This window comes from Streptomyces sp. GDS52, from assembly GCF_052246875.1.
Classification (GTDB): Bacteria; Actinomycetota; Actinomycetes; order Streptomycetales; family Streptomycetaceae; genus Streptomyces; species Streptomyces cathayae.
Genome location: NZ_CM125966.1, coordinates 551,169 through 564,325 on the forward strand (window position 1 = coordinate 551,169; position 13,157 = coordinate 564,325).

Here is a 13,157-nt window from a genome sequence, read left to right on the forward strand (position 1 = left end):
ACGTGAACGCCCAGGAGGCCCCCGCGTGACCGCCGACTTGAGTACCGCCCCCGCGACGCGCGGCGAGGACGCCCTGTTCCCGCCGGGCGCCCAGATCCTCGTACGGGACGAGGTGTGGCTGGTCCGCAACGCGACGCGGACCGAGCACGACGGCGCCCGGATCGAGGCGGTCGGCGCCTCGGACTTCGTGCGCGACCAGGAGGCCGTGTTCTTCACCGGGCTGGACCGGATCGAACTGCTCGACCCGCGGCGCACCCGCCTGGTGCGGGACGACTCGCCGAACTTCCGCCGCTCGCGCCTGTTCCTGGAGGCGGTCCTGCGCAAGACGCCGCTGCCGCAGGCCGAGCGCGGCCTCGCGCTCGCGGACTCCTTCCTCCTGGACTCCCTCCCCTACCAGCAGCGTCCCGCGCAACTCGCCCTGTCGGGCCGCAACCTGCGCCCCCGCCTGCTCATCGCGGACGTCGTCGGCCTCGGCAAGACCCTGGAGATCGGCCTGACCCTCGCCGAGCTGATCCGCCGCGGCCGGGGCGAGCGCATCCTCGTCGTCACCCCGCAGCACGTCCTGGAGCAGTTCCAGCACGAGCTGTGGACGCGGTTCGCGATCCCGCTGGTGCGGCTGGACTCGGTGGGCATCGAGCGGATCCAGCGGGAGATCCCGGCGGGCCGCAACCCGTTCACGTACTTCAAGCGGGTCATCGTCTCCATCGACACCCTGAAGAACACCGACCAGTACAAGCACCACCTGGAGCGCATCAACTGGGACGCGGTCGTCATCGACGAGTCGCACAACCTCATCAACAAGGGCTCCCTGCGCAACCAGCTCGCCCGCACGCTCGCCCCGCACACGGACGCCCTCCTGCTGGCCTCCGCGACCCCGCACAACGGTGACGCCCGCTCCTTCGCCGAGCTGATCTCCCTCCTCGACCCGGCCGCGATCCGCGACCCGGAGCACTACCGCGCCGAGGACATCAAGCACCTGTTCATCCGCCGCACCAAGGTCAGCCCCGAGGTGCGGGAGCAGATGAAGGGCCAGTGGGCGGACCGCGGCCCCTCCCGTTCGATCCGGGTGACGGCCACGCCCGCCGAGGAGAAGGTCTTCGAGGAGCTGGCCGCGGTCTGGCTGCCGTCCGACGGCTCCAAGTCGGTCAGTGACGTCCCCCTGTTCCCGTACACGCTGCTGAAGTCCTTCCTCTCCTCCCACGCGGCGCTGAAGGCCACGGTCACCACGCGCATCAGGACGCTGGAGAAGAAGGACGACCCGGAGTCGACGGCCGCCGAACGCGCGGCCCTGCACCGGCTGCTGGAGCTGGCGTCGGGCATGACGGAGGCCGACTCGGGCAAGCTCGGGGCCCTGCTGGAGCAGTTGCGGGAGATCGGCGTCGGGCCGAAGTCGGACACCCGGGTCGTGGTCTTCTCCGAGCGGGTGCAGACCCTGGAGTGGCTGGCGCGGACCGTGCCGGGGGCCCTCGGCTTCAAGGGGAAGGCCGCCCAGGAGGCCGCCCGGGTCATGCACGGCGGCCTGTCCGACGAGCAGCAGATGCAGTGCGTGGAGGACTTCGGCCTCGCGGACACACCGGTACGCATGCTGTTCACCGGCGACGTCGCCTCCGAGGGCGTCAACCTGCACCGCCAGTGCCACCAGCTCGTCCACTACGACGTGCCCTGGTCGCTCATCCGCATCGAGCAGCGCAACGGCCGCATCGACCGCTACGGGCAGCCGCACCAGCCGCAGTTCCGGGCGCTGATCCTCACCAGCTCCGTCGACGGCGCCAAGGACGACACCCTCGTCTCGGAGCGCCTGCTGGAGCGCGAGGCGCAGGCCCACCAGGCGCTGGGCACGGCCGAGGCGGTGTCCGGCCTGTACCGGGCGGAGGCCGAGGAGAAGTCCCTCATCCAGGACCTGCTGCGGGGCCGCACCGTGGACGAGTCCCTGGACGCCGACCGCGCCTCCGGCGCCGACGGCGACGACGGCGTGGACGACTTCCTCGCCGACTTCTTCGGCGCCGTGAACGACGAACCGGAGGACGACGTCGCCGCCGCCTCCGACGCGGGCGGCGGCGACGGCACCGGGACGGTCCCCAGGGCGCACGTGCCCCGGCTGTTCGCCTCCGCCCGCGAGTTCCTCGACGAGGCGCTGCGCGAGGTCTACCCGGACGCCCACGACCGGCTCGACCTGTCCACCGACCCCGAGACGGGCCTGCTCTCCTTCGTCCCGCCCTCCGACCTGGTCCACCGCCTCAAGGCGCTGCCCCCGGACTACGTCCGCGAGCAGGGCCTGCGGGACCGCCTGAAGGTCACCTTCAACCGTCGGCTCGCCGACAGCAGCCTCACGCGCGCCCGCGCCTCGGCGACGTCGAGCTGGCCCGACATCTCCCTGCTGACCGACCTGCACCCGGTCATGGAGTGGCTCACGGACAAGGTCCTGGTCCGCCTGGACCGCCAGGAGGCGCCGGTCCTGACCGCCGACGTGTCCCGGCCCACCTACCTCGTCCAGGGCATCTACTCCAACGCCCTCGGCCGCCCGACCGTCGTCAAGTGGATGGCGGTCACCGCGGACGGCGAGGTCGACGACGACATGGTGGCGGTGCTGCGCCGCGCCCAGGTCGGCCCGACGATGGCCAACCCCGGCCTCGCCCACGACACGGCCCGCCTCGCCGAGGCGATCCCCGGCGTCCTGGACACCGCGGAGGCGTTCCTGGAGCAGCACCGCGAGGCGTGGGACGAACCACTCAGGGCGCCCATCGAGGAGTACAAGGCCCGCCTGGGCGCGTGGGAGCAGCCGGCGCTGACGAACGGCGGCGCCGCGCCCACCCACACCCGCGAACGCCTCGCCTCCCTCGCGGACTCCCTCCTCACCACCGGCCGCCCGATGCTGCGCGTACTCGCCGTCCTCGCCCCGGCCACCGCCACCGCCGCCTGACCGATCACCCAGAGGTTCCCACGATGACGTTCGACTCCCTGGTCAACCGCGGCGACTACTTCTCCGCGCACTACCTCGCCGAGGTCCTCCCCAAGGACCTCAAGTCCGGTCTGCTCGCCCAGTGGAAGCAGCGCGAGGAGGACGCCGTCGGCGCCGAGCGCCCCGAGGGCGCCCTGCCGGTCACCCCGCGCGCGGGTCTGCGGGCGCTGCGCCGCCCCTACTTCGCGGCCCGCTCCTACTTCACGATGGACGAGGAGCACGCGGCGACCGGCGACGACGCCGTGACGTACGACGCCCCCGAGTGGCGCGACCGCGTCCGCACGCTCAACGCGGAGGTGCTGCACGCCCTCGGCTTCGACGCCAAGCCGGGCACGCTCACCGTCGTCCGCGCCGACCAGTCCCACGAGGTGACGGTCGCCCACGCGGAAAAGGACCTCGTCGCCCTGGACTGCGGCTGGTCCGCCGAGCCGGACGACGCCCTGGACCCCGACGGCGCCGGACGCCTCCTCGACGAGCTGCGCCTGGACGGCCGGCACACCCTCACCACCGGCTCCAAGCTCGCCTCCTTCCTCTTCGCCTGCGAGGACGCCCCCCGTTACGTCCTGCTGCTGGTCGGCGGTGTCGTCGTCCTCGCCGACCGGGCCGCCTGGGGCGAGGGCCGCTACCTGGCGGTGTCGCTGGACACGGCGCTGGAGCGCAACGACATCAAGGCGGGCGGCGAACTCGACACGGTGGCCGCCCTGTTCGGCGCCGACTCGCTGCGCACCCCGGAGGAGGGCGGCGAGAACCCGCTCGCCGCGCTCCTCGACAAGTCGACCAAGCACGCGGTGGGCGTCTCCAGCGAGCTGCGCGACGGCCTGCGGCTGAGCGTCGAGCTGATCGCCAACGAGGTCCTGGACCGGATCCGCGAGGCCGGCGTCCGCCCGGAGGAGGTCAAGGAACTCCCCGAGCTGGGCCGCCAGTTGACCCGCGAGTCGCTGCGCTACCTGTACCGGGTCCTGTTCCTGCTGTACGCGGAGGCCCGCCCCGAACTGGGCATCCTGCCCTCGGACTACCCCGAGTACCAGATGGGCTACGGCCTCGGCCGCCTCGGCGAACTGGTCGCCGAACGCGATCTGGTCGACGAGAAGTCCCGCCAGGGCTTCTACCTGTACGAGTCACTGGACCTGCTGTTCCGCAAGGTCCAGGAGGGCCACCGCCCGCGCCGCACCCACGGCGCGGACGCGGAGTCGGCCGACGCCGTGACCGCGAAGACGTCGGAGGACGTGGGCCTGCGCTTCGAGCCGCTGCACTCCAAGCTGTTCGAACCGGACGCGATCCGGCTGATCGGCCGGCACGCCGTCCCCGACCCGCGCGTCGACAGCGAGGCCGGTGCCGAGGGCGGGGAGCGCTTCATCGACACCCGCCTGCGCAACGAGACCCTGTACCGGGTGCTGCGCCTGCTGATGCTGACCCGCGGCAAGAAGCGCGAGCGCGGCGGCTTCATCTCCTACGCCCAGCTCGGTATCAACCAGCTCGGCGCCGTGTACGAGGGCCTGATGTCCTACTCGGGCTTCGTCGCGGGCGAGGAGCTGTACGAGGTCGCGAAGAACGGCGACCCGAAGGACGGCTCCTGGCTGGTCCCGGCGACGAAGGCCGACGAGTACCCCGACGCGGTGTTCGTCCGGCACAAGGACGAGGACACCGGCGAGGAGCGGCGCGTACGGTACGCGCCGGGTGCGTTCGTGTACCGCCTGTCGGGGCGCGACCGTCAGACCTCGGCCTCTTACTACACCCCGGAGTCCCTGACCCGGGTGACGGTCCAGCTCGCGTTGCAGCACCGCCTGGACCAGGACGACACGGTCACCGAGGCGCGCGAGCTGCTGGAGTGGAAGATCTGCGAGCCGGCCCTCGGCTCGGGCGCGTTCCTCAACGAGGCGATCAACCAGGTCGCGGCGGAGTACCTGCGGCGCCGCCAGGACGAGCTGGGCGTCGCCATCGACACCGAGAAGTACGCGGTCGAGCTCCAGAAGGCCAAGGCGTACATCGCCCTGCACAACTCCTACGGCGTCGACCTCAACAACACGGCCGTGGAGCTGGCGGAGGTGTCCCTGTGGCTGAACACCATGCACCCCGGCATGGAGGCCCCGTGGTTCGGCCTGCACCTGCGGCGCGGCAACTCGCTGATCGGTGGGCGTAGGGAGGTGTACTCGGCCGAGCGCCTGAAGAAGGGCGGCTGGCTGGGCACAACGCCGGAACGCTTCCCGCTGTCGGAGGCGTTGGCGGGCACCCCGCTGCCCGAGGGCGCGGTGCACCACTTCTTGCTCCCGGCGAAGGAGTGGGGCGCAGTCGCGGCCGAGAAGGAGGCCAAGGCGCTGGCCCCGGCGGAGGCGAAGGCGCTCGCCGCTTGGCGCAAGGCGATCACCAAGTCCCCCAACACCACGCAGACCAAGCGTTTGCAGGGTCTGGCACGGCGGGCGGAGTACCTGTGGGAGCTGGTCGTCCGCCGGCTGGAGATCTCCGAGCGGGAGATCTCGCGGCGGATCGACGTGTGGGGCGCGGAGGACGGCTGGCTGCGCTCGCCCAAGGTCGCGGTCCCGAGGGAAAAGGTCAAGGCGGACCTGGAGGCGGTCGACACCCCGTACTGGCGCCTGAAGACGCTGATGGACGCGTGGTGCGCGCTGTGGTTCTGGCCGGTGCAGGAGGCTGCGCTGCTGGACGGTTCGCATGAGTCGTACGTGCGAGCGGCGGAGGTCGCCTCGCAGTCGGCGGGGTGGACCGTGTCGGCGGCCCCGGTCCCGGCCCAGTCGGCCGCGCCTGCGCGAGAGACGTACGAGAAGGAGGACTTCTTCGGCGGAGTTGAGGTCGTCGAGGTCAAGTCGAAGGGCACGCGGGGCGGCAGCCGCAAGGAGCAGATCCGGGGCGAGCGCCGCCCGGTGATCGCGCTGGCCTCCCTGGACGACTGGCTGGACTTCGCCGAGTCGCTACTGGGCACGCAGGACGTGGCCGCAGACTCGCTGGTGGCCCAATTCGACACGCTGGACGAACTGGAGCGGTACGAGGACGAGTTGCCCGAGTGGATGGGCATGGAGCGGTTCACCTCGCTGGAGTCGCGGTATCCGTGGGCGGGGGTGGCTCGGGATGTGGCTGAGCGGCAGGGGTTCTTCCACTGGGAGCTGGAGTTCGGGCAAGTTTTCAGCGCGCAAGGTGGCTTTGATCTGCAGGTGGGGAATCCACCTTGGGTACGGCCGGACTGGAATGAGGACGCTGTACTGGCTGAGCTTGAGCCATGGTTCAAGCTGTCGGAGAAGCCGAGTGCTGAAGAGTGGCGCCTACGCAAGGCTGAAGCCATGGAGGACCAGGCGAACGTCGCCTTCGTCCTCAACGACCTGGCGGGCATCACCGCCACAGCTACATTGCTCACCTCCCAGTCGGCGTACCCCCTGCTGAACAAGACCCGTCCGGACCTCTACCGCGCGTTTATGACCCAAGTCTGGCGACACACGAACATGATGGGCATGGCAGGGCTCATCCATCCGGACACACACTTCGGAGGCGTAAAGGAAGGACCGCTACGGGCGGCGGCTTACCAGCATCTACGGGCTCACGCCCACTTCCACAACCGCACCGGCATCTTCCCCGAGATCCACGCGAACACCGAGTTCAGCGTGAACGTCTACGGCGTACCATCTGCGGTCGACTTCACCCACCTGAGCTGGCTCTTCTCGCCCGACACACTCACCGCGTCCCTCCACCACGACGGCAAAGGTCCATTGCCCGGCATCAAGCACGACGGCAAGTGGGACATCCGCCCCCACCGTGCCCGTCTCGTCAACGTCGATGCGGCTCGTCTCGCCGAGTGGAACCGACTGTCCGGTGAGAGTGAAATACCAGACGCTGAAGCCTCCATGTTGTATCCGGTGACATCCGCTGAGCAGGAAGCTGTCAACGCGCTCTCCGCATTTCCCAGTCGTCTCGCTGAGGAGCGATCCCGCCCGCACATCACAGTAGGCATGTTCGAGAACCTTGCGACGAAGAAACTCGGCCTATATCACTGGGGCACATCAGATCTGGATAATCCGCGAGATCTCATCCTTCAAGGACCACATCTAGGCGTGGGGCTTCCCTTCAACAAGCACCCCAACAACCCCTGCCGAACCAATCGCGACTGGTCAGCCATGGACCTACGCGCTCTCCCGGCGCACGCCGTCCCCCGCACCAACTATGTCCGCGCCTGCTCCGAGGCCGACTACCGTGCCGCGCAGGACGTTTGGAACGCAGACGAGGAACTACGCTACACGGACTACTTCCGGGTGGCGTGGCGCCGAATGATCCCGTTCGACACGGAGCGGAGCCTCTTCGCCGCTCTGATCCCACCAGGCCCCGCACACGTCGACGCCGTGCATTCCATGGCGCTGGCGAACAATCGTCTGACCTCACTCACCGCAGGCTTCTGGGCCGCCCTCCCCTTGGACTACCTCCTCCGCATCACCGGCCGCTCGGACCTCAGGGTCGCCGAGGCGCACAAGATGCCCGCCGCCGACCCTACCCATCCCCTCGCGTCCGCCCTCCTCCTCCGCACCCTCCGCCTCAACGCCCTCACCACCTACTACGCCCCGCTATGGGACGAACTCTTCGACCCCCGCTGGGTAGGCTACGAGGACTGGGCCAACGCCAACTGGCCGAACCTCAAGCCCCTCGCGGCCGATCTCACGGCCACATGGGAGTACAGCACCCCCCTCCGCACCGAATACGAGCGCCGCGCCGCGCTCGTCGAACTAGACGCACTCGTCTCGGTCTGGCTCGACATCACCGCCGACCAACTCGTCGCGATTTACAAGTCGCGCTACCCGATCCTGTACGACTACGAGGCCGTCACGTACTTCGACGCCAACGGTCGCAAGATCGCAGGCAACCACAACACCTATGGCTTCAACCAGAGCAAGCAGGACTACCTTGATCTCCTCGCCCACCTGGAGAACCCGGAGACCACTCCACCCCCGGCCGGCTACACCGCCCCCTTCTACAAGGCGGACCGCGAGGCCGAGATGCGCGCCGCGCACGCGTACTTCCAAGCTCGCTTGGACAAAGAGATCGCTGCTGGCCGCTGGACTCCGCCTGAGAACCGTGAGACCTGAGTGCCGTTCCTCATAGCGAAGGTGGGCGTTTCCTTGAGAGAAGCGCCCACCTCGCGAGCCGCCGTACGTCTCCGTTCAGCTGGCCATGGACGACCGACTCACGACGGCAACAAGCTCACATCGCCTCAAGCAATGCCGACCACGCCGCCGAGCCGACCTTCAGCACAGGCCCGCCCTGCACCACGCACTTTGAATCACGCACATACACACCGATAGCCGCAAGGGCGACCTCAACACACTCGCCACCCGACCCCGTGCTGTAACTGCTGGTGCGCCAGGACAGCTTGGACTCACCGTGCGTCGCGTCTTCCGCGTTCATAGTTCTCCCAGCATCTTCTCGAGTAGCCCCAGGGACTCGCGCGGAGTCAGGGCCTGAGCACGCAGGATGCCGTACTGCTCCTCATACTCGCGCACCGACCTCCGCTCAGTGAAGAGGCGGCTGTCGTTCCGCGCCTCAACATAGGCGAGCCGCTGCCCCTTCTGCGTCTCGTACAGGGTGAACGGCCCATCCAGCGCGGCATGTTCCACACATCCGACAGGCATGATCTGTACGACCACGTTCCTCTGCTGCGCGCGAAGCAGTACTTCCTCCAACTGGCCCCGCATGACGTGCCACCCGCCAAGAGGCCTCCGCAGCACGTGCTCCTCGATGACGAAGCTGATGGTGGGGAGGGGCTGTCGGTCGTAGATCATTTGGCGTGCGAGACGGGAGCCCACCCGCTGGTTGATGATCTCCGCGTCCATCAGCGGCAGCCACATCTCACAGACCGCCCGCGCATACTCCTCAGTCTGCAACAGCCCCGGAACGGCCTTGCTGGCATAAACATGCAGCTCAACCGCCTCCGCCTCCAGCTTCGCCGCATCCCGGAAGAACGCGGGGTACCGGGCCCTGGCCACCTCCTCCTTCATCACCGTCAGCAGCCCGCCGGCCTCCAGCACCGCATCCGCCCGGTCGATGAACTCCGGTTTCGGGATGCGCCGCCCCAGTTCCACCGAGGCGACCATGTCCTCGCCGTAACTGAGCTTCGCACCCAACTCCGCCCGCGTCAGCCCTCTGCTCGTCCGCAGCAGCCGCAGCATCTGCCCGAAGCACCGCAGGATGCCCGTCTCGCCCTCACCGTGAGCCGTAGTCACCGGTGACCTCACCTCATCCGCCCGCACAGTGGCGCCCACCCCATGTCCCGCAGCAGGCACCACACCCGACCGTCACTCACAGCTCACAGTAGAGACACACATCGTAGCTTTCGCGTCACTTGCCCCCGCTTCCCCCGTACCGGGTACAAGCGCCTGCGGCTCCCCCGTACAGCCCTCGCCGGTACGCCGCTCCCCGTACCGATCGTTCAGCAAGTGCACGGAGACAATGAACCTCTCACCAACCGCCGACGCCATCACTCAGGTGAGCAGCAACGCCGAGGGCGACAAGAAGCCACAGGGACGCAGCATTACACGCGACGAGCGACCGACTCCGTGAACCGGACCATCGCCCGGTGGTACGTGGCCCTCTCCGGATTCGGGAACCGGACGTTGTGACGGTAGTAGCGGTGAAAGGCGATGATCAGGGCCGCATGCTCAATTTCCAGAGGAAGCAGTGCGCGGTCTGTGGCGGTGAAGGGGCGTCTCTTCTCATAGCCATCGAGCAGGGTGTGGAGGCGGTCGGTGGCCAGGAGGCCGGCCTCGTCCTGGGCAAGGCCTACGGCTGCCATGCCCAGGTCCAGCAGAGGATCGTCAAGGGAAACCGTCTCCCAGTCCAGAACAGAGAGTCCGCCGTCGTCCCGGACGATGATGTTGTCGTCAAAGAGGTCTCCGTGGATCAGGCAGGGTGCCCGGAGGTTGTCAGCCTCGGCGGCTCGAACGCGGTCAAGCCGGGACGTGAGCCACCGCGCGAATTCCCGGTCGTCGAATGCGGGGATCTCAGCGAGGTGCTCCGAGGAGAGACGGCGAGAACCGACGGGAACGCCGTCGAGGCCTTCGGCCTCGGGGGCAAGGATGTGGATACGGGCAAGGAGTTCGCCCACCTCGGTAAGGAGGGTGTGTGGCAACGGTTGCTGAACGGTGCCTTCGATCCACTTCTTCACCATGAGGAGGCGGTCGCCGATCGGGGCGATGAGTGAACCGTCGGCGGCGGGGACGACCTCGCTGGTCGGAACGCCGAGCCGGTGAAGGGCCCGCGTGTGACGGGCCAGGGTGCTCGCGGATGCCTCGTCGTGGTTGTCGAGCGAGGTCAGCACATACTCGCCCTGGTCGGACGCGAGCCGGAAACTGGAGTTCGCCGCCCCGCCGGAGAGGGGGACGACGGACACCCCTGTCAACCTGTACCTGTCGGCAACGACGGCGAGATCGATCTGGTCGGCTGTGGTGTAGTGCGCCATCTGGTTCAAGCTCCTTGGTGTGCTGCCGACTCCTGTCGGCGGTCCTCGACGAGGCCGACCCAGCGCGCCCGCACCTGAGCGGTGCTGTCCAGCCAATCGGCACGAGGGAGACCAGCGGGCGGATCTTCGTCGGCCATCAGGTAGGTCAGTTCGGCGAGGTACGCGAACTCGGCCCCGTTGACACAGTCCGTCATCAAACGCTCCCGGGCCTGGGCGAGCGCCTCGGGGGTACCGGCCACGAGGGCATGCAGGCACTCGGCGAAGCGGACGTAGGCGACGGACGACGTCAGGCCCGCCTCCACGGCCTCCACAGCCACGGCCTCGGCACGCTCTGGCAGGTCACGGACGATACCTGCGTCCCTCAGCAGTCCCGCGATGCGCGTCTGTGTCTCCGCCCACCGGATCGACACGCCGGCGAGGAGTTCCTCTGCCCGGGCAATCTGCTCGGCCGCCCGGGGGCGGTCCTGGAAGGCGGCGGCGAAGGCGAGGCATGCCTGTGACAGGGCCGCTTCGCCGACCTGCCCGGCGGCCAGAGCCTGGTCACGGCCGACCGCATAGGACGAGCATGCCAAGGCGATGGATCCCTGTGGCCACCACAGGTCACCGAGGACACGATCCTGACGGCCCTCTGCTCCCAGGTGAAGTGCGGCTTCCCTGGCCTGCGGGAAGTCGCCGATCCGGCGGGCGAGGTGGATCAGCCCTCGGCGGGCGGTGGGAGCGAGGCGCCCTCCCAGGTCGACGACGCGCTGCATGCCGTTCAGGGACTCTTGGAAGTTGCCCAGGTCCCGGTTGCACTCGGCCAAGAAGTAGCGCGGCAGCTCCTCCAGACTTGACGGCAGGACGCCGGCTTCCAAGACCTCATGGAGCTGCCGCGCAGTACTGCTGCGGTGGCGGCGCTGCCGTTGGGTAATCGCGGAGAGAACCGCGGCAAGTGCTTGAGCCGGGGTGGGATCGGCGCTGTCCAGCACACCGGCGGGCGGCTCGATGGGTTCCCAGACGAAGTCGCCGACGTACTGGAACGCGGCGCCTTCGAGCCAGCCGAGCGGAAGACCGAACTGGTGAGACAGTGCCATGCCTTGCCGGAGAGCCGAGACCAGGCGCGCGCGATGGGACTTGTCCTCTGCACCGAGAGCTTCGAAGACTCGTTGTGCAGCGCGCTGCCAGTCGGCACTCGTCCATCGGTCGTCGCTGGTCGAGTCCGCCTCCCGCACCGCGTCCCGAACCAGGGCATGCAGGCGGTAGGGCCACGGCGCGCCAGGGTCATGGTCGACGAACGGCCGGTCCACCAGGCTCTGAGCCGGGGCATCGTGGTCGAAGCCGGCCGCGGCCGAGGCAAGCGGCACGGAGAAGGTCTCCAGAAGGCTCACGGATCGCACCACACGCCTCACGTCCGGAGGCAGGTCACGGAAAGTCCGGGCGACCAGAGCGGGAAAATCAAAGTTGAAGTCGTGCACAGAGGGAGCGTTGCCCGACCGACGGTAGAGATCAAGGAACCGCATCGCCGCCAGGTCGAGGTAGAGCGGCAAACCGTGGGAGTTCGCCGTGATGAGGCGGCGGGTAGCGACGTCCATCATCGGTCGGCCGTCACGCGTCAGACGCTGGGAGAGGTACGTCTCGCAGTCACCGGCGGACAGGTAGCCGACCGTATGCTGACGGGGCTCATGCGTCGCGCCACCCACCAGCTGGGGCCAGCATTCCGGACCTGCCCAGTCCAGCTGCCCCTCGAGCTGCGGGTCGTCCCACTGGAGACGGTTGCGACCCGTGATGACGAACAGGACGTTCGGCATCAGCCACACAACCCGCTGGATGAGGCGCTCCAGATCACGATGGACGCGGTCCCCCACATCCTCGAACGTGTCCAGCAAGACTACCAGAGTCGCCCTGCGCTTGATGGGAAGGCTTGCCAGATCCCAGGCGAGAAGGTGCGGGTAGTAGCTGAGCGCGTCCTGGTCGGGAGTGGCCTCCAGGAGATCGGCGAATCTGCGGCACTCCGCGAGTGCCCTGACCCGGTGGTGTCTCTCCCGCAACGCGCGAACGAAGGTCCGTAGGCCCTGGCCGACCATCTGACCCATCGTGCCGGGAAGCGCCACCGCCTGTGCCACGTCCGCCAACGCCGACTGCATTTGGCCCGACAGGTTCCGAGCACCGGGAAGGGAACTCAATCGGGTACGGCGACGTACGTATTCGTCGAGCGGTTCACCGGGATGGTTGTGTTCCCAATACCGTTGCAGGGCCAAGTCGAATGTCGGCATCGGCTGTCCGATCTCCGCCGCGGCCAGCCGGATGGCCAGGACGAGTGACTCGAAATCGACGCCGGACTCGCGCGCCAGATCTACGCGGACCGGTACGACGGGACCGACGCGCTCGTCCAGTGGCGGCCAGTCGCCCTGGGCTGAGACCTCTCCCGATAAGTGCTTGGCCACGCACCGAGACAGCGTCGACTTGCCGATGCCACCGACGCCGTAGAACGTGAGCACATTGCGGCGGGGCTCCTCAAGGTCTTGCACGTCGAAGCCTTCGGCACGGACGGCGTTGAAGAGATGGGAGAGGCTGTACGCCACCGAGTCCCACTCATCACGCCTGTCCGCGAAGTAGTCGACCGCCTTGACTTCGCGATCGTTCGAGCGAAACAGCGCTCTCAGGTCCTGTCGGCTCACCAGCGCCCCTCTGCATCGACAACGGTGCCAGAAGAGCAGCGGGCCTGAAGCACCGTCAAATTTCGGTGCATGAGGGCGGGCATATCCGGTCTGA

General features: G+C 68.3%; 6 protein-coding genes. 2 read left to right on the forward strand and 4 right to left on the reverse strand.

What is annotated here, in order from left to right:
* The first annotated feature begins 25 nt into the window (after positions 1-25).
* Together ACTWJ9_RS02665 and ACTWJ9_RS02670 are read left to right on the forward strand one after the other, a co-directional pair.
* Entirely contained in the window at positions 26-2,920 is a 2,895-nt protein-coding gene (locus tag ACTWJ9_RS02665) for an SNF2-related protein (RefSeq protein ID WP_443295112.1), read from the forward strand.
* A 23-nt stretch (positions 2,921-2,943) separates the two neighbouring features.
* Positions 2,944-8,037, forward strand: a complete 5,094-nt coding sequence (locus ACTWJ9_RS02670; RefSeq protein ID WP_387035235.1) for a class I SAM-dependent DNA methyltransferase — start codon at positions 2,944-2,946, stop codon at positions 8,035-8,037.
* Positions 8,038-8,152: 115 nt separating this feature from the next.
* On the opposite strand, the gene ACTWJ9_RS02675 is transcribed toward ACTWJ9_RS02670, so the two are convergent.
* From ACTWJ9_RS02675 to ACTWJ9_RS02690, 4 genes are all read right to left on the reverse strand, one after another.
* A complete protein-coding gene (locus tag ACTWJ9_RS02675) occupies positions 8,153-8,356 on the reverse strand; it encodes a DUF397 domain-containing protein (RefSeq protein WP_387035233.1) in 204 nt (67 codons plus the stop codon).
* Positions 8,353-9,117 (reverse strand): helix-turn-helix domain-containing protein, encoded by a 765-nt coding sequence (locus ACTWJ9_RS02680; protein WP_443295113.1) that lies wholly within the window; start codon positions 9,115-9,117, stop codon positions 8,353-8,355. Before ACTWJ9_RS02680 ends, ACTWJ9_RS02675 begins: the two co-directional genes overlap by 4 nt.
* Before the next feature lie 362 nt (positions 9,118-9,479).
* Positions 9,480-10,406 carry a phosphotransferase gene (locus tag ACTWJ9_RS02685; protein WP_387035229.1) on the reverse strand — a complete coding sequence of 309 codons (927 nt, stop codon included), beginning with the start codon at positions 10,404-10,406 and terminating at the stop codon, positions 9,480-9,482.
* Between the two features lie 5 nt (positions 10,407-10,411).
* The gene (locus ACTWJ9_RS02690; RefSeq protein ID WP_443295114.1) at positions 10,412-13,063 is read right to left on the reverse strand and encodes an ATP/GTP-binding protein; all 2,652 of its coding nucleotides are present in this window, start codon (positions 13,061-13,063) and stop codon (positions 10,412-10,414) included.
* Between the last annotated feature and the right edge of the window lie 94 nt (positions 13,064-13,157).